The organism is Streptomyces sp. TRM68367 (assembly GCF_014495685.1).
In the GTDB taxonomy this organism is placed as follows: domain Bacteria; phylum Actinomycetota; class Actinomycetes; order Streptomycetales; family Streptomycetaceae; genus Streptomyces.
The window spans coordinates 128,023-145,349 of sequence record NZ_JACTVI010000001.1 but is presented as its reverse complement, the minus strand read 5'-3'; the positions used below and the strand labels follow the sequence as shown (position 1 = coordinate 145,349).

Below are 17,327 nucleotides of genomic sequence, written 5' to 3'. Positions count from 1 at the left end.
GAAGTCAATACGTGATCCGTAAGAGGCCTGTAGGCAGACTTGGAGACCTTGCGTTCAAGACTTGAAGCAGTTGGGAGCAGCGCAGGTCAGGACAGGTGTAGATCGCACGCATTTAGCGCAGGCGCTGGGAAATGACCTTCGACACACCGTCGCCCTGCATGGAGACGCCGTACAGCGCGTCGGCGACCTCCATCGTGCGCTTCTGGTGGGTGATCACGATCAGCTGCGAGGCCTCCTGCAGCTCCTGCATGATCCGGATCAGCCGCTGGAGGTTGGTGTCGTCGAGCGCCGCCTCGACCTCGTCCATGACGTAGAACGGGCTGGGCCGCGCCTTGAAGATCGACACGAGCATGGCCACGGCGGTCAACGACCGCTCGCCGCCGGAGAGCAGCGAAAGCCGCTTGACCTTCTTGCCCGGCGGGCGCGCCTCGACATCCACGCCGGTGGTGAGCATGTTGTCGGGATCGGTCAGCACGAGGCGTCCCTCGCCGCCGGGGAACAGGCGTGAGAAGACACCCTCGAACTCGCGGGCGGTGTCCCGGTAGGCCTCGGTGAAGACCTGCTCGACGCGTTCGTCGACCTCCTTCACCACCTGGAGGAGGTCCGCCCGGGTCTTCTTCAGGTCTTCGAGCTGCTCGCTGAGGAACTGGTGGCGTTCCTCCAGCGCCGCGAACTCCTCCAGGGCGAGCGGGTTGACCTTGCCGAGCTGCTGGTAGGCCCGTTCGGCCGCCTTGAGCCGTTTCTCCTGCTCGGCCCGCAGATACGGCTTCGGCCTGTTGCGCGGGTGCTCGGGGTCCTCGGGCAGCTCCTCGCCCTCGGCGGGCGGGGAGGGCGGTACGAGCTGGTGCGGGCCGTACTCCTCGACCAGGCCCGCCGGTTCGACGCCCAGCTCCTCCAGTGCCTTGGTCTCCAGCTGCTCGATCCGCAGCCGCTTCTCGGCACCGAGCACCTCGCCGCGGTGCACGGAGTCGGTCAGCTTGTCGAGCTCGGCCTTCAGGTCGCGGCCTTCGGTGCGGGCCTGCGCCAGCTCCTGCTCGCGGCGGGCCTTGGCGGCGTCGGCGGCGGTACGTTCCTCCTCGGCGCGGGCGAGGGAGACCTCGACGTGCGCGAGCAGCTGGCGGGCGCCGGAGGCGACGGCCTCGGCGACGGCGGCCTCGTGTCGTAGCCGGGCGCGGCGCTGCTCGGCGCGCGCGCGTGCCTCCCGTTCCGTGCGGGCGGCCCGGTCGAGGGAGTCGGCCCGGCCGGCCAGTCCCTTGACGCGTTCCTCGTGCGTACGGACCTGGAGGCGGGCCTCCATCTCGGTCTGCCGGGCGTTGGCGCCGTCGGCGGCGAGCCGGTCGCGCACCGAGGTGTCGGGCTCCTCCTCGACCGGCATCTCCTCGGCGACGGCGAGCCGTTCGGCGAGTTCCTCGACTTCCGCGAGGGCCTTGTCGAGCGCCTCCTGCGCCCGTGCCGCCGCCGCGGTGGACCGCTCGGCCTCCCCGGCGGCGCCGCGCGCCTGTCCGGCGAGCCGCCCGAGTTGCTGCGCCACGGCCGACTTCTCCCGGTCGGCGGCCCGGCGCCGCTCCCCCAGCTCCTCGACGAGGGCCGCGCACTCCTTGCGGCGCTCGACGGCCGCGGCTTGCGCCTCGGTCAGCTCCTCGCACTGCACGGCCAGGTCATCGAGCTCGGCGGCGGCCTCGTCGACGGAGGCCTGGACCTCCAGCGGGCTCGGCGCGCCGGCTGACCCGCCGCGCGCGAAGTGCGCGCCCAGCAGGTCGCCTTCGGCGGTGACGGCGGTGAGGTCGGGGTGGGCGTAGACGAGGTCCTCGGCGTCTTCCAGGGTGCCGACGACGACGATTCCTTGCAGGAGGCGGCGGACGGCGGGCATGAGGTCGGTGGGGCCGCGGACGAGGCGCTCCGCGGGGAGGGGGGTGGCGAGCTGTTCGGCGTCTGCGGGTTCGTCGTGGCTGGGTGCGCAGTTCCCAGCGCCCCTTTCTTCAGGCGCTCCCGCCAGGAGCAGGGATGCCCGGCCTCCGTCCTGCTTGCGCAGCAGGCGGATCGCGTCGGCGGCAGCGGCGGGGCTGGTCACGGCGAGCGCATCGGCGGCGGCGCCGAAGGCGGCGGCCAGCGGGACCTCGTACCCCGGGGTGACCGTCAGCAACTCCGCCGCCGGGCCCAGCAGTCCGGAGAGACGATCCTTCGCGCCGAGCAGCGCGCCGGTGCCGTCCTTGCGGCGCAGGCCCATGGCCAGGGCCTCGTGGCGGGCCTGGGTCGCGGCGCGCCCCCGTTCGGCCGCGGTGGCCGCCTCGCGGGCGGCGGTGAGGGCGGCCTCGGCGTCGGCGAGCCGCTGTTTGGCCGTCTCGTGCTGTTCGGCGAGTTCGGCGTCGTCGGCGTCGAGGCCGTCGACCTCGGCCTTGAGCGCCTCGTACTCCTCCTGCGCGGCGACGGCCCGCTGCCGGGCCTCGTCGCGGGCGGCGGCCAGCCGCTCGATCTCAGCCTGGGCGGAGGCCGCGCGGGAACGGGCGGCGCCCACCTGACCGCCCAGCCGGGCGAGGCCCTCACGGCGGTCGGCGATGGCGCGGGCGGCGTCCTTCAGCCGCCGTTCCTCCTGGGCGAGTACGCGTTCCAGTTCGGCGCGGTGGGAGACCGTGTCCTCCAGGGCGCGCTGGGCCGCCTCCAGGGCCGCCTCGAGTTCGGCCTCCTGCTCGCGGACGCGGGCGGCCTCGCGCTCCAGGTCCTCCGGGTCGCGGCCCCGGCGTTCCTCGGGGGGCGCGGAGGTGGCGCTCTTCACGCGCGCGTCGGCCAGCGAGATCGTGCCGCGGACGCGCTCGGCGAGCTGGGAGAGCTCGTACCAGGTCTGCTGGGCGCGCTGGAGGCGGGGCGTGAGCTGCCGTACCTCGTCCTCCAGGAGACCCTCGCGCTGGAGGGACTTTTTCAGTTCCTGCTCGGCGGCTTCCTTGCGCTGCTTGAGGGCGGCTTCGTCGGCGACCTCGGCCTGGAGCGCCTCGCGCAGCCGTACGAGGTCGTCGGCGAGCAGGCGCAGCCGCGCGTCGCGCAGGTCGGCCTGGATGACGGCCGCCCGTCTCGCGACCGCCGCCTGACGGCCCAGCGGCTTGAGCTGGCGCCGGAGTTCGTCGGTCAGGTCCTGCACACGCGCGAGGTTGGCCTGCATCGCGTCCAGCTTCCGCAGCGCCTTCTCCTTGCGCTTGCGGTGCTTGAGGACGCCGGCGGCCTCCTCGATGAAGGCACGGCGGCCCATGGGGTCGGCGTGCAGGACGGAGTCGAGCTGGCCCTGGCCGACGATGACGTGCATCTCGCGGCCGATGCCGGAGTCGGACAGCAGTTCCTGGATGTCGAGGAGGCGGCAGGTGTCGCCGTTGAGCTGGTACTCGCTGCCGCCGTTGCGGAACATGATCCGCGTGATGGTGACCTCGGCGTACTCGATGGGCAGGGCCCCGTCGGAGTTGTCGATGGTCAGCGACACCTCGGCGCGGCCCAGCGGCGGGCGGCCGGTCGTGCCGGCGAAGATGACGTCCTCCATCTTGCCGCCGCGCAGCGACTTGGCGCCCTGTTCGCCCATGACCCAGCTGAGCGCGTCCACGACGTTGGACTTGCCCGAGCCGTTCGGGCCGACGACACACGTGATGCCCGGCTCGAACCGAAGCGTGGTGGCCGAGGCGAAAGACTTGAACCCCCGGAGGGTCAGGGCCTTGAGGTGCACGCCGCTGGACTCTACCTTCCGGGTCTGTCTCACACAGTGACCAACGGCAACCCCACGGTTTCACCGTTGAACGTGCAGGGCACACCAGACGTTAAAGACAGTGAAAGGATGCGCGGGGCCACAGTTCGCGGCCGGACCGGTTCAGGGCCCCTCAGTCCGGGTACGCGGGGGCAAGAAAGAAGGGACGCCGAGGCGTCCCTTGCAACTCTGACAACTTAGCGGTTGATACGGGCAGCCCAACCACTGCTGATGCCGTCGTGGAGCGATGCAGTGATCAGGTGAGCGCAGGCTCCGCCTGGTGTGCGTCAACGCTCTCCATGATCCTGTCGTGAGAAGCGGCAGCCGTCAGCGCGTCGTTCTCCGCCTGGATCCGTACGAGCTCGGATTCCAGGTCCTGGACGCGCTGCTGGAGCCGTCGCATCTCGGCGAGGAGTCGAGGGTCGGAGCCGCCGACGTAACCGAGAAGCGCCTTTGCCATGATGGATGGTCCTCCACAATGAGTGACCGACCGAAGCGGTGTGGGTCGTGAGGGATTCGCACCCGCGGTGCTTGGCACTCTTGAGTTTTTGCTGCCGTTCATCCATGCCAAACAGCTAAGGTGCGCGGGGCTTTCAGCGTCTCACCAAAAAGTTTGACGGTCAACACGATCACGCTTGTATTGGCGGGCGACCCGGGGGCGCGCGGCCTGGGAACGCCGGCGCTGCGACTCCTGCGGGACCTCAGGGCGTGGCGATCATCCTTGCGTGCGGAGCCCGTCAGGGCAAGCACTTCTCGGCAATCACCAGGCCGTTTCCGCGCCGGGCGGCCGCCCGTGGTGCCCTCGGCGGGCTTCGCGGGGGCTGGCCGGCGGCGCATGATCAGCGGATGCCGAAGCCGTCGTAGCCGCCGCGAGGTGTGTCCCAGATCTCTGTGACCCCGTCCACGCGGCCGGGCGTGTCGTCACTCCGGAGCCACTCCAGCAGGCCTTCACAGCCCTCGCGCGGGCCCTCGGCGACCACCTGGACCCGGCCGTCGTCCAAATTGAGAGCAAAACCACTCAGGCCGCCGATCTCCAGCGCCTTGGCCCGGGTGAACCAGCGGAAACCCACCCCTTGGACCCGTCCCCGCACCCACGCGACCAGCCGTACATCCTCGCTCATGGGTGCAACCTAACGGGCCAATGTCTCTCCGGGCACTTCCTCCCCACACGTCATGCGGTACCGTCCCGACCCAATGAATCTCATAACGAAACTCACTCGATCGTGTGAGTTTCATCGATCTTTTGGTTGATCGCTGGGGAACGAGTCGACCGCAAGGACGAGGAAGGCCAGAACATGGGACGCCACCGACGCTCCGCCGCCGGCCGCGCCGCCACGGGGGTCACTCAGACGGACGGCTCCTACGCCGAGAGCCGCGGCCCGCTGGACTCGCACGCAGGCGACCGCGCCACCCTGGGCATCGCGCCCTACCTGAACCCGGAGATCCACTCCGAGGCCTACGCGAAGAGCGAGGCCTACCTCTTCGCCACGGACGACGACGACTTCGGCTGGGCCACCGACGCCGCCACCTTCCCGGGTGACGGCGCTGTGACGACCGCGTTCGCGAGCGACGGGTTCGCGCCCGACTCGGGCATGCGGCGCCCGGGTGCGCACCGCAGGCCCAAGAAGAAGGCCGCTACGCCGGTGCGCACGGGGCTGCTCGGCGTCTCCGCCGCGGTCGCCCTCGGCACCGTCGCGGTGGCCACCGGCGCGGTGCCGGGACTCGACAACTACCGGTTCGGCGGGGGCGGCGACGCCGACAAGGTGCAGGCCGCGGAAACGCCGACGAACACGCCGACCGAGCAGGGCGGCACGTCCGGCAGCGCGCAGGACCGCACCGGGGGCTCCGCGGCCGGCCGGAACGGCGAGCGCTCCACCTCGCCGTCGCCGTCCCCCTCGACGCCGTCCGAGAAGCCGGAGAAGACGAAGACGCCGGAGAAGACGCCGGAGACGCCGGCGGAGAAGCCCGCCAAGCCCGAGGAAGAGAAGACGACGACGCCGTCGCGCACGGCCGCCAACGAGCCGACGGCGCCGGAGAAGCCCAGCGCTCCGGTCACAGTGTCCGCACAGGCCGCCGCCGAGGCGGAGGTGCTCAGGCTCGTCAACGAGGAACGGTCCAAGGCGGGATGCAGTCCGGTGGCCGCGAACAGCGCGCTGCGGGAGCTGGCCGAGGACTTCAGCGAGGACATGGCCGCGCGGGGCTTCTTCGACCACACGGATCCGGACGGGGCGTCGCCGTGGGACCGGGCCGCGAAGGCCGGGATAAAGAACCTCGGCGGGGAGAACATAGCCCGCGGGCAGGCCGACGCGGCGGCCGTGATGGAGGGGTGGATGAACAGCCCGGGGCACCGGGCGAACATCCTGAACTGCGACTTCAAGACACTCGGGGTCGGGGTTCACTTCGGGTCGGGCGGACCCTGGTGGACACAGGACTTCGGTTACTGACAGCGCCCGGAAGACCAGGCAAGCGCTAACCAACAGTTAGCGCGATCTATTGGTTAGCGCATGCCTGGCGTACGCTTGAGCGATGACGACCACGCAGGAGCGCGCGGAGGAGCTCGACCTCCCGTACAACGTGTTCGCCAAGGCGTGCCCCTCGCGCGTCACCTTGGAGCACGTCACCGGACGCTGGGGCGGGCTGACGCTGTGCGCCCTGTTCGAGGGTTCTCTGCGCTTCAACGAGCTGCGCCGCCGGGTCGACGGCGTGAGCGAGAAGATGCTGTCCCAGACGCTGCACGCCCTGGAGCGCGACGGCCTGGTGCACCGCGAGGCACAGCCCACCAACCCGCCACGCGTGGACTACGAACTGACCCCACTGGGGCACGGAGTGGCCGAGCGGCTGCTGGCGCTCATCCACTTCGTGGAAGGCAGCATGGACGACGTGATGGCCTCGCGTACGCGTTACGACGAGACGCGCGGCGGGCGCTGACACCTCGGGCAGTAGTAGCTGGACCGGTTCATCCAGGGCCGTCGGCGCATCGGCGTGCCGCAGTGCCGGCACGGCAGGCCCTCGCGGCCGTACGCGTCGAGTGAGCGGTCGAAGTAGCCGGACTCCCCGTTCACGTTGACGTAGAGGCTGTCGAAGCTGGTGCCGCCCACGGCGAGCGCGGCGTTCATCACGTCGCGCACGTGGCCCAGAAGGGTCAGGGTGCGCGGGCGCGTGAAGGTGGCCGTGGGGCGGTCGTAGTGCAGGCGGGCGCGCCACAGGGCCTCGTCCGCGTAGATGTTGCCGACGCCGCTGATCAGCGACTGGTCGAGCAGGGCGCGCTTGATGGTGGTGCGCTTGCGGCGCAGCGCCCGGTGGAAGACCTCGTCGTCGAAGAGTTCGTCGAGCGGGTCGCGGGCGATGTGCGCAACGACGTCGGGCAGGCCGTCGGCACTGGTGTCGTGCAGCGAGAGACCGCCGAAGGTGCGCTGGTCCACGAACCGGAGTTCGGTGCCGAGCCCGTCCGCGAACCTCACCCGGACCCTGAGGTGCTTCTCGTCGGGCGCCGTCTGCGGCTGGACCAGGAGCTGGCCGCTCATGCCGAGGTGGGCCAGGACCGCCTGACCGGTGTCCGCCAGCGGCAGCCACAGATACTTGCCCCGCCGGCTCGGGGTGCCGATGCGGTGGCCCTTCAGCCGGTGCGCGAAGTCGTCGGCACCGGCGAGATGCCGCCGCACCGCACGCGGGTGCAGCACCTCGGCGTCGGCGACGGTCCGCTGCGCGACCCACCGCTCCAGGCCGCGCCGTACGATCTCGACCTCGGGCAACTCGGGCATGGGACCCCCATACACCTACGCGGCCCGCAGGGGCCTTTCAAGGGACCGAGCGCCCGCCCCCGTGGCGGGAACGGGCGCTCGGATCGCGCTGTTCGGTCAGGCGGAGGCCGACGAGGCGTCGGCTTCGGGCTCGGCGGCATCGACTGCCGTCTGCTTGGCGCGCTCGTCCGCCGCCGCCTTGATGGAGCGCCAGGCGGACTCGGCGGCCTGCTGCTCCGCCTCCTTCTTGCTGCGGCCGGTGCCGGTGCCGTACGAGACGCCTCCGACGCGGGCGGCAGCAGTGAAGGTCTTCTCGTGATCGGGGCCGGTCTCCGTGACCAGGTACTCGGGCACGCCGAGGCCTTCCGTCGCGGTGAGCTCCTGGAGACTGGTCTTCCAGTCCAGGCCGGCTCCGAGGTTCGAGGACTTCTCGATCAGCGGGTCGAACAGGCGGTGCACCAGCTCCGCCGCCGAGTCCAGGCCCTGGTCGAGATAGACCGCGCCGATCACCGCTTCCAGGGTGTCGGCCAGGATGGACGCCTTGTCCCGCCCGCCCGTGCCCTCTTCACCGCGGCCGAGCCGGATGAAGGAGCCCAGGTCGAGCCCGCGGCCCACCTCGGCGAGCGCACGCGAGTTCACCACCGCGGCCCGCAGCTTGGCCAGCTGGCCCTCGGGCAGGTCGGGGTGGGTTCGGTACAGCGTGTCCGTGACGACGAGACCGAGCACGGAGTCCCCGAGGAACTCCAGCCGCTCGTTCGTCGGCAGACCGCCGTTCTCGTATGCGTACGACCGGTGGGTCAGTGCTCGCACCAGAAGGGCGGACTCGAGCTTGTAGCCGAGCCGCCCTTCCAGAAGCGTGTGGGACGAGGCCTGGTTGTCCGCCGATGTGCTCCCGCTCGCATGGGGAGCCTGCTTCTTGGGCGTGGACACAGTGCCTCTCACCGGCCGCTCAGACCTCGATGACCTGGCGCTTGTTGTAGGTGCCACAGGCCGGGCACGCGATGTGCTGCAGCTTGGGCTCGTGGCAGCGCTCGCACGCAACCAGGTTGGGGACCGCAGCCTTCCACTGCGACCGGCGGTGGCGCGTGTTGCTGCGCGACATCTTCCGCTTCGGAACAGCCACGGCTACTTCTCCTGCTTCTCGTCGGCACCCGGTTCGGCGCCGCTCGTCTCGTCCTTGTCGCCGGCCTTCATGGTGTCGGCGAGTCCCTGCAAAGCCGCCCAACGGATGTCGGTGGCGTCGTGATGGTGGTCCGGGTCGTCCGCCAGGCGTGCTCCGCACTCGGCGCACAGTCCCGGACAGTCTTCCTGGCACACCGGCTGCATCGGCAGTGCGAGCACCACCGCATCGCGCAGCAGAGGTTCGAGGTCGAAGAGTCCGTCCTCGAGGAAGAGCCTGTCCTCGTCGTCCTCGGCGTCGTCGCCGGCGTCCGCGATCACGCGGCCCCGGTCGTCGGCGTCAGGGTACGAGAACATCTCCTGGAAGTCCGCTTCGACGTCGAGCTGAAGCGGCTCCAGACACCTTACGCACTCCCCCTCGGCCGTGGCACGGGCGGTGCCTGTGACGAGCACCCCTTCCATGACCGACTCCAGGCGGAGTTCGAGCTCCACCGGGATGCCTTGCGGCACCTCGATGACGCCCTTGAGACCGAGGTCCTTGGGGGCGTCGACCGTGCGGGACTGGCGCTGCAGCGCACCGGGCCGCCGGCCCAGCTCGTGTGTGTCGAACACGAGGGGGTTGCGGTGGTCGAGGCGGGCGTTCAGAGCCATTCCTGCTTTCGATCTGTTGAGCTCTCTTGAAACGCCGCCCTTCGGTGTTCCCGGGCAGCGTTGATCGCGGACGTACACGCGACCGAAGAGCCAGGATACTGGACCTTTCGCTGTCGGCCCAATCCGGTGGCAGGGCGACCGGACTCCGGTGGCCGGGCCGCCGGCCGGGCTACTGGCCGCGGCCCTGCTCGTAGGCCCGCAACTGCTCGGCGCTGATCATGCTGGTGTCGAAGAGGCTGGTCTCGTCGAGCACCTGGGGCTGGGTGTAGCCCTGCTGCGCCTGCTGCATGTGCTGCGCCTGGTTCGGGTCGTACCCGACCTGCTGGGCGTCGTAGCCCTGGTAAGCGTACGGATCGGCCTGGTGGTAGCCGTAGGGGGCCTGCTGGCCGTAGCCCTGCTGCTGGTAGCCGCTGTACGGATCGGGCTGCTGCTGGTAGCCGTACGACGCGTGCGCCGGCTGCTGGTCGTACTGCGGCTGCGGCTGCTCGGGCTGCTGCCGGGGCCTGTCGGGGGCCGGGGCGTCCGAGATGGCGGCGAGGCCGGCGAGGTAGTCGGCGTCGCTGGAGTGCTGGACGGTGCTGGTGTCGTCGGCGAGGGCACCGAGGTCGTCGCTGGCGATGCGCCCGTGCAGTTTCTGGCGGCCGCGGCCGACGGCCTCCAGAGTCTTGGCGAGGACCGCCTCGAAGGCGCCGAGCTTGACGTCGACGTACTCGTCGGCGGTGCGGCGCTGAGTGTCGGGGTCGTGGCTGCGCTCGGGGGCGTCGTCTTCTTCCACGTAGCCCTGCTCGTCGACGCCAGGGCCGGTGCCGAGCAGCTTCTCGCGGCCCCGGCCGACCGAGCCGAGGGTCTTGGTGAGGACGACCTCGAAGTTGGCGAGCTTGGAGTCGACGTAGTCGTCGGCCTCGGCGCGGATCTCCTCGGCCTCCTTGCGGGCCTCGGCGAGGATCCGGTCGGCCTCGGCCTGGGAGCGGCGGGCGACCTCGGTGTCGGAGATCAGCGAGCCGCGCTCGGCGTGCGCACTCTGGATGATCAGCTCCGCCTCCTGGCGGGCCTGCTCGACCATCTCCTCGCGGTCGCCGATCAGCTCCTGGGCCTGGGCGAGGGAGCCCGGCAGTGCCGCGCGCACCTCTTCGAGCATCGAGAGCACTTCGGCGCGGTTGACCACGCACGAGGCCGACATGGGCATCGACCGGGCGCCGGAGACCGCGGCGACGATCTCGTCGAGCTTCTTCTGCACGTCCACCTGTGCTCGCCACTCTCTACAGCTGGGGTGTTGGAGACGGACGGGACGACTGTACGGCCATGGGGTGCCCGCGGGACAACGGGTGACGGGTTGTCAGCCCACTGGGCCCGCCGGGGTGGCGGACTCAGTCCTTCTTCAGCTTCTTGGCGAGGGCCTGCAGGACCTGCGGCGGCACCAGGTGGGAGACGTCACCGCCCCACGCCGCGACCTCCTTGACCAGCGAGGAGGACAGGAAGCTGTACGTCGGGTTGGTCGGCACGAAGAGCGTCTCGACGCCGGAGAGGCCGTTGTTCATCTGGGCCATCTGCAGTTCGTAGTCGAAGTCGCTGACCGCACGCAGGCCCTTGACGATCGCCGGGATGTCGCGCTGCTTGCAGAAGTCGACGAGGAGGCCGTGGAAGGCCTCGACGCGGACGTTGCCGTACTCGGCGGTGACCTGGCGGATCAGGTCGATCCGCTCGTCGATCTCGAACAGGCCCTTCTTGGACTTGTTGATCATCACCGCGACGTAGACCTCGTCGTACAGACGCGAAGCGCGGGCGATGATGTCGAGGTGTCCGTTGGTGATCGGGTCGAACGACCCGGGACAGACGGCGCGGCGCACTTGTGATCCCTCGCTCTCCGGTCCGGTCATCGTGCGTCTTCGCACGTAGAGGCGGCGCGACCGTACCAAAACGTTCCCTCGCCGTAGCGACGGGCCCGGATCGCGTCGAAACCCTGCGGCCACCGGAAATCCCCGCCTCTGGTGCTGCGCTCCACGGTGACGAGGGCGCCGTCGGTGAGCCAGCCCCCTGTACGGAGTGTGAGCAGGATCTCGCGAAGATCGTCGTCCGAGACGGTGTACGGGGGGTCCAGGAAGGCGATGTCGTACGGCTCCGCCGGGGGTGGTGTGCGGATGATCTGTCCCGCCTTGCCCGCCCTTACCTCGGCGCCGGGGAGGCCGAGGTTTTTCACGTTCGCGCGGACGGTGCGGACGGCTTTGGCGTCGGCCTCCACCAGGAGGGTGTGGCCGGCACCGCGGGAGAGGGCCTCCAGGCCTACGGCGCCCGAGCCGGCGTAGAGGTCGAGGACCCGTTCGCCGTCCAGGGGGCCGCCGAGGAGGGACTGCCAGGTGGAGAAGAGACCTTCGCGCGCTCGGTCGGAGGTGGGGCGGGTGCCGGTGCCTGGTGGGACGGCGAGGCGACGTCCGCCGGCTGCGCCGGCGATCACGCGGGTCATCTTTGGTCCTTGGTAGTGGGCGTCTTTACGTTCAGTGTGCTGGTCGCGCCCGCGCGACGGTAGTCGCATGTCGAACCAGCCCCGCGCTCCTTGAGGTCGGGTCGCTTCAGCCCTTTTCCAGGTACTGCTCCCTCTCCTCGTCCAAAAGGGCGTCCAGGGCTGTGCGGAGAGCCGGTAGGTGCTGTAGGTCGGGGTCTGCTGCGACCACCGCCGCTGCCTCTTCTCTCGCCTCCGCGATGATCTCTTCGTCGTCAATGACCGCGAGCATGCGCAGGCTGGAGCGGGTGCCGGACTGGGCCTGGCCGAGAACGTCGCCCTCTCGGCGTTGTTCGAGGTCGATGCGGGAGAGTTCGAAGCCGTCGAGGGTGGCGGCCACGGCGTTGAGGCGCTGGCGGGCCGCGCTGGCCTCGGGCATCTCGGTGACCAGGAGGCACAGGCCGGGGGCCGAGCCGCGGCCGACACGGCCGCGGAGCTGGTGGAGCTGGGAGACGCCGAAGCGGTCCGCGTCCATGATCACCATGACGGTGGCGTTGGGGACGTTGACGCCGACCTCGATGACCGTCGTGGCGACCAGGACGTCGGTGTCGCCGGCGGCGAAGCGGCGCATGACGGCGTCCTTGTCGTCGGGCTGCATACGGCCGTGCAGAACCTCGACCCGCAGGCCCTGGAGCGGGCCCTTGGCGAGCTGGTCGGCCACGTCGAGGACGGCGAGGGGCGGGCGCTTCTCGGCGTCGTCCTCGGCGGACTTCTTCGCCTTCCCGGGGTCGGCGGGTTCTTCGACGTCGTCGCCGATGCGGGGGCAGACCACGTACGCCTGGTGGCCGTTCGCCACCTCCTCACGCACCCGCTCCCAGGTCCGGGTGAGGAAGTGGGGTTTGTCGGCGGCGGGGACGACGTGGCTGGCGATCGGTGAACGTCCCGCCGGGAGCTGGTCGAGGACGGAGGTCTCCAGGTCGCCGAAGACGGTCATGGCGACCGTGCGCGGGATGGGCGTGGCGGTCATGACCAGTAGGTGCGGCGGTTGTTTGCCCTTGCCGCGGAGGGCGTCGCGCTGTTCGACGCCGAAGCGGTGCTGTTCGTCCACGACGACGAGGCCCAGGTCGTGGAACTGCACCTTGTCCTCGATCAGCGCGTGCGTGCCGATCACGATCCCGGCCTCGCCGGTGGTGAGATCCAGCAGGGCGTGACGGCGGGCCGCGGCGCCCATCGAGCCGGTGAGCAGCACGACCTTGGTGGCCTGCTCGGCACCGCCCAGCATCCCGCCCTCGGCCAGCTCGCCCATCATCTCGACGACCGACCGGTGATGCTGCTGGGCGAGCACTTCGGTGGGCGCCAGCATCGCGGCCTGCCCGCCCGCGTCGACGACGGCGAGCATGGCGCGCAGGGCCACCATCGTGTTGTGCGTGACCGTGAAGTTGTCGGTGACGTAGGCATGGCTCGGGTGGGCGATGCTGATGCACTGGACGGGTTTCTGCCCGACGTACTCAATCGCGCGAATTCCGCGCCGGAAGGTGTTGTATTTCGGCCTCGGCCGTACCCGTTCCGCCTTGCGTGTGAGTCTGAACGGTGCGTATTCGTCGGGCAGGGCCACCGAGACGTTGAAGGCCGCCTTCTTCGGGAGGACTCGCGCCCGGCCACCGAGCGAGCGAACAAGCCAGGCGACGTCGTCTGCGAGCCTGCGCGAGGCCGAGCACAGCGAGATGGTCAAGCCATCCGTGTGGATGGTGCCATCGGTGTCCAGAAGGCCTTGCAACAGAGCGAGACGGTTCTTGATCGAAGTGTTCTTGAACTCGTCGGGAACGAGTTTTCCGTGTGCCGTCACGCCCCACAGGTTCAAATCGCGCAGGGTTTGGATGACGGGGTTGCGAACGCCTCCGGCGCGGCGCGTCAGCTGGATCGTGACGTCGCAACGTGAGCCCTTCACCGGGACCAGCCGGCATTCGGGGCCCACAACTGTCGCCACAGCGTCGCGGATCTCGTCGTCGATGGTGGACAGACGCAGATTGTGCCGGAATGAGCCGTTTCCCAGGAGGAGACCGAACAGGTACGGATCGAGAGGCAGTCCGGAGTCGTCTCCGAGGTCGACCGGAGCAGCGGCCGGGAGGTACCACTTCGAAGATCCGTCGGGCTCGAACAAGTCCATGCGGATCTCGCGAGTCGTCATGACGTTGGGGGCCTGGCGCCGGGGCCACCCGCAACTGGTGCCGACAATCCAGAGGTGCTCGTCGTCACACTCGACGGAGCTCCCATCGGAGAGGATCAGGCGCCAGACATCGCGCTCTCCCTGTGGGAAGACCCCGTCGACAAGTGCGATCTCGCCATCTGGAACGATGATCTCATCTCCTGCCTTCATCTCCCCCATGCGGCGGAAACCGGCGGGTGTGAGGACGAGCGAGTCGAGAGGCTGGGCCTTGCCCGAACCCACCTCCCCCTGCAGCAGGCGGTGCATCGGGTGTTCGGTCGCGAGGTCGTCGAAGATGTCCTTCGAGACGCGTTGCTGGCCCTCGGTGAGGGTGAAGGGGAGGCGGTCGTCGAAGGCGGTGAGGAGGCCGTCCGGCCTGGGTTTGCGGGGGACCGCCGGAAGCTGGGCGTCGGTGTGGCGGCGGCGGGCGAGGGCGACCTGGAGGACGAAGGCCTCGTCCCACTTGAGGCGGTTGCGGGCGTCGGCGATGTCCGCCTTGGTGTGCGGGCGGTGGATCTTCAGCAGGGCCTCGGGGAGCGGGACCAGGCCGCGGCCCTCGCGGAGGGAGGGCGGCAAGGGGTCGAGGGCCTGCCGGGCGCTGGGCAGGACCGTCTGGATGGCCTTGCCGATCTTCCAGGACTCCAGTTTGGCGGTGGCGGGGTAGATCGGGATCAGGGCGCCCGCCCAGGTCTCGACCGTTTCGGCCGCTCCGTCACCGTCGCCGCGCAGCAACTCGTATGCCGGGTGCGTGAGTTGGAGGCGGCGGTTGAAGACGGAGACCTTGCCGGCGAACATCGCGCGGGTGCCCGGCAGCAGTTCCTTGTGCGGTTTGTGCACGCCGTGGCCGAAGAAGACCAGCTGGAGCCGGCCGCTGCCGTCCGTGATGGTCACTTCGAGGCGCTGGCCCTTGCCGCGCGGGGCCTTGGCGGAGGCGAAGGTGTGCAGGCGGGCGTCGGCGACCTGCGCGACCACCGTGACGTGCTCGTCCATGGGGAGGTCGGCGAGGTGGGTGAGCTGGCCACGCTCCTCGTACCGGCGCGGGTAGTGGTGGAGGAGGTCGCCGACGGTGTGCAGGCCGAGATGCTCGGCCATCACCTTCGCGGTGGCGGGGCCGAGCACCGACTTCAGTGGTTGTTGCAGGGGTTCTTCCAGTGCGGGCACGGGATCCATTGCACACCACGCCACTGACAATGCCGAAGAGGTCGGCCGCGGGCGCCGTACACCAGCAGGCCGCGGGCGGCGTATACGGTCCGGTCGCAGGCGCCGTACAGTCTCGGGAAATCCCTGGTCAGACGGGTCGTTGGGGCTTTAGGATGGCGTGCTCCGGCCCTCCCCCGCGGCCACCGCCTCACCGGGACCGCCCGACCCCGCGCCGTCGCGAGTCCCGCCAACGGCGCTGCGACGATAGATTCCCAGATATCCCAGACATCCCCGTCACCCCACTCACCTCATACGTTCCAGGTCGACCTGCTCTCCCATCACCTGTACTCCGGCCCCGTCGGGCGGACTGAGCGGGCGTACGCCGCGTGGCTGGCCGCGGACCGGGACACCATGGCCGACTGCCACGCGTGCGAGCTGCGCACGGGCAGGGCTGGTGGCAGGCGGAGCGGGGCCGGGACACGCAGGCGCTGGACCTGTGGCGGCCCGTCCTGGACGGCGGGTTCACCTGCGCCCACGAACCGCACACCACCCTCGCTACCTCCCTGGCGCCGCTGCTGCGGCTGGGCCGCACCGACGAGGCCCACGCCCACCATCGCGGGGCTTCCGGCTGGTGCGGGCCCTGGAGAGCATGCGCGGCGCCTACGCGGATCACGTCGAGTTCTGCGCGCTGTCCGGCAACGAGGCGCGCGGTCTGGAGCTGCTCGCCGAGCGGCCGGCGTACTTCACGGACGACGGACATCCGCGCAGCAAGCTGGAGTTCATGTCCGTGGTGGCCCTGCTCATGGGCCGCCTGACTGTGCTCGGGCACGGCGAGCAGGAGGTGCCGGGCCCGGCGGACCGGCCGTGGACCGCGCGCGAACTCGCCGCCCACGCGCGCGGAGGCCCTCGCCCTAGGTGTATTGCCCTGCCCGCGTAAGCGCGGCCCGGCGTGGGCGCTGCCCGACGCGAGCCCTGCCTGACGGGAGCGCTGCCCGACCTGAACACCGCCCGCCGTGAGCGCCACCCGACTTGAGCGCGGCCCGACGTGGGCGCACTGCCCGACGTGGGCACTACCCGGCGTGGGCACTTCCCGACGATGGGGCATTGCCCGGCGCGAGCGCGCTGCCCGGCATGGGTATTGCCCGGCATGGGCACTGCCCGGTGCGAGGCCGCCGCCCTATTCGACGCCGATGAGCAGCAGCGCCCCCTGCCGCCCGCCCCGGTAGACCACGGTGTCGACGGCGAGGTACCCCTCGCGGACCCGGGCCTCCAGGTGCCCGGTGATGGACTCGGGGGCCTCGTCGCCGAGCACCAGGGTGACCATCTCGCCGCCGGCCGCGAGCATGCGGTCGACGACGATCTCGGCGGTGGCCGTGACGTCCGAGCCGATCACGGCCACGTCGCCCTCGATCAGGCCGAGCATGTCCCCGGCCTGGCAGATGCCCGCCATCGTCCAGGATTCGCGTTCGGCGACGGTGACCTCGGCGTAGCGCGTGGCGCCCGCCGCCGACGTCATGGACACCACGTCCTCGTCGAAGCGGCGCTCCGGCTCGTGCACGGCGAGCGCCGCGATGCCCTGGACCGCGGAGCGGGTGGGGATCAGGGCCACCCGGATGCCCTCCGCGCGGGCCTGCTCGGCCGCCGCGGCGGCGGTGTGGCGCAGGTCGGCGTCGTTGGGCAGGAGCACCACCTCACGCGCGTGGGCCCGCCGTACGGCCTCCACGATCTCCCCGCTCGCGGGCGGCTCCCCGGGACGGGCGAGCACGGTCGTCGCACCGGCCTCCGTGTACAGCCCGGCCAGACCCTCGCCGGGCACGACGGCCACCACGGCACGCTGGGCGCGCTCCCGGGGCGGCCGCTCGGCGCCGGTGGTGTGCACGTCGCCGGCGCCGAAGTGCGTGATCCGGATCCGGTACGGCCGCCCGGCCTCGACACCCGCCTCCACGGCGGCGCCCGCGTCGTCGACGTGCACGTGGACGTTCCACAGCCCGTCGCCGCCGACCACGACGAGCGAGTCCCCGAGCCCGTCCAGCCGCTCCCTGAGCCGCGCCACAGCCGCGTCCTCGGCCTCCAGCAGGTAGATCACCTCGAAGGCGGGCCCGCCCTGCGGGGCCGTCTCGCCGTCGGCGCACTCTCCGGCGGGATCAGGCACCGAGGCGCCGACCCCGCCGAACGCGTCCGAGGACATGTCTGCGGGCACGTCCTCGTGCCGCGTCCCACCGACGCCGGGCTCCATGCGCGCGTGCGCGGCGCCGACCTCGACATGGCCCACACGCGCGTGCGGTGTTTCCAGATCGTCGGCGCCATCGCGCG

Annotated in this window: 13 protein-coding genes and 2 pseudogenes; 3 read left to right on the top strand and 12 right to left on the bottom strand. The window is 70.6% G+C overall.

The annotated features are described in order from the left end of the window. Window positions 1-112: 112 nt before the first annotated feature. The 3 genes from smc to H8R17_RS00670 form a co-directional block, all read right to left on the bottom strand. Window positions 113-3,703, bottom strand: a complete 3,591-nt coding sequence (gene smc, locus H8R17_RS00680) for a chromosome segregation protein SMC (RefSeq protein WP_187821211.1) — start codon at window positions 3,701-3,703, stop codon at window positions 113-115. Window positions 3,704-3,977: 274 nt separating this feature from the next. Next, entirely contained in the window at window positions 3,978-4,181 is a 204-nt protein-coding gene (locus tag H8R17_RS00675) for a hypothetical protein (protein ID WP_142192916.1), read from the bottom strand. A 379-nt stretch (window positions 4,182-4,560) separates the two neighbouring features. Then, a complete protein-coding gene (locus H8R17_RS00670) occupies window positions 4,561-4,842 on the bottom strand; it encodes an acylphosphatase (RefSeq protein WP_187821098.1) in 282 nt (93 codons plus the stop codon). A 174-nt stretch (window positions 4,843-5,016) separates the two neighbouring features. On the opposite strand from H8R17_RS00670, the gene H8R17_RS00665 reads away from it, so the two are divergent. Next, window positions 5,017-6,165: a CAP domain-containing protein gene (locus H8R17_RS00665; protein WP_187821097.1), complete on the top strand. Its 1,149-nt coding sequence runs from the start codon at window positions 5,017-5,019 to the stop codon at window positions 6,163-6,165. 82 nt (window positions 6,166-6,247) lie between these two features. Next, window positions 6,248-6,649: a helix-turn-helix domain-containing protein gene (locus tag H8R17_RS00660; RefSeq protein WP_187821096.1), complete on the top strand. Its 402-nt coding sequence runs from the start codon at window positions 6,248-6,250 to the stop codon at window positions 6,647-6,649. On the opposite strand, the gene mutM is transcribed toward H8R17_RS00660, so the two are convergent. The 8 genes from mutM to H8R17_RS00620 all read right to left on the bottom strand — a co-directional run bounded on the left by mutM (window position 6,622) and on the right by H8R17_RS00620 (window position 15,044). After that, window positions 6,622-7,482, bottom strand: a complete 861-nt coding sequence (gene mutM / locus H8R17_RS00655) for a bifunctional DNA-formamidopyrimidine glycosylase/DNA-(apurinic or apyrimidinic site) lyase (RefSeq protein WP_187821095.1) — start codon at window positions 7,480-7,482, stop codon at window positions 6,622-6,624. The two genes, H8R17_RS00660 and mutM, sit on opposite strands and share 28 nt — an antisense overlap. A gap of 96 nt (window positions 7,483-7,578) precedes the next feature. Beyond that, window positions 7,579-8,403, bottom strand: coding sequence for a ribonuclease III (gene rnc / locus H8R17_RS00650; RefSeq protein WP_187821094.1), 825 nt, complete (start codon window positions 8,401-8,403; stop codon window positions 7,579-7,581). A 7-nt stretch (window positions 8,404-8,410) separates the two neighbouring features. After that, a complete protein-coding gene (gene rpmF / locus H8R17_RS00645; protein WP_187821093.1) occupies window positions 8,411-8,584 on the bottom strand; it encodes a 50S ribosomal protein L32 in 174 nt (57 codons plus the stop codon). Window positions 8,585-8,586: 2 nt separating this feature from the next. Continuing rightward, window positions 8,587-9,231, bottom strand: a complete 645-nt coding sequence (locus tag H8R17_RS00640) for a DUF177 domain-containing protein (protein ID WP_187821092.1) — start codon at window positions 9,229-9,231, stop codon at window positions 8,587-8,589. 169 nt (window positions 9,232-9,400) lie between these two features. Continuing rightward, window positions 9,401-10,474: an ATP synthase F0 subunit B gene (locus tag H8R17_RS00635; protein ID WP_187821091.1), complete on the bottom strand. Its 1,074-nt coding sequence runs from the start codon at window positions 10,472-10,474 to the stop codon at window positions 9,401-9,403. Between the two features lie 124 nt (window positions 10,475-10,598). Beyond that, window positions 10,599-11,078 (bottom strand): pantetheine-phosphate adenylyltransferase, encoded by a 480-nt coding sequence (coaD, locus tag H8R17_RS00630; protein WP_316959265.1) that lies wholly within the window; start codon window positions 11,076-11,078, stop codon window positions 10,599-10,601. Between the two features lie 26 nt (window positions 11,079-11,104). Further along, window positions 11,105-11,692, bottom strand: coding sequence for a 16S rRNA (guanine(966)-N(2))-methyltransferase RsmD (gene rsmD, locus H8R17_RS00625; RefSeq protein ID WP_187821089.1), 588 nt, complete (start codon window positions 11,690-11,692; stop codon window positions 11,105-11,107). A gap of 106 nt (window positions 11,693-11,798) precedes the next feature. Next, window positions 11,799-15,044, bottom strand: a complete 3,246-nt coding sequence (locus H8R17_RS00620) for a helicase-related protein (RefSeq protein ID WP_187821088.1) — start codon at window positions 15,042-15,044, stop codon at window positions 11,799-11,801. A gap of 321 nt (window positions 15,045-15,365) precedes the next feature. Here H8R17_RS00620 and H8R17_RS00615 point away from each other — a divergent pair. Further along, window positions 15,366-15,912, top strand: a pseudogene (locus H8R17_RS00615) (tetratricopeptide repeat protein); the annotation flags it as partial. 279 nt (window positions 15,913-16,191) lie between these two features. Here the strand turns inward: H8R17_RS00615 and H8R17_RS00610 are convergent. Next, window positions 16,192-17,327: pseudogene (locus tag H8R17_RS00610) on the bottom strand (dihydroxyacetone kinase); the annotation flags it as partial.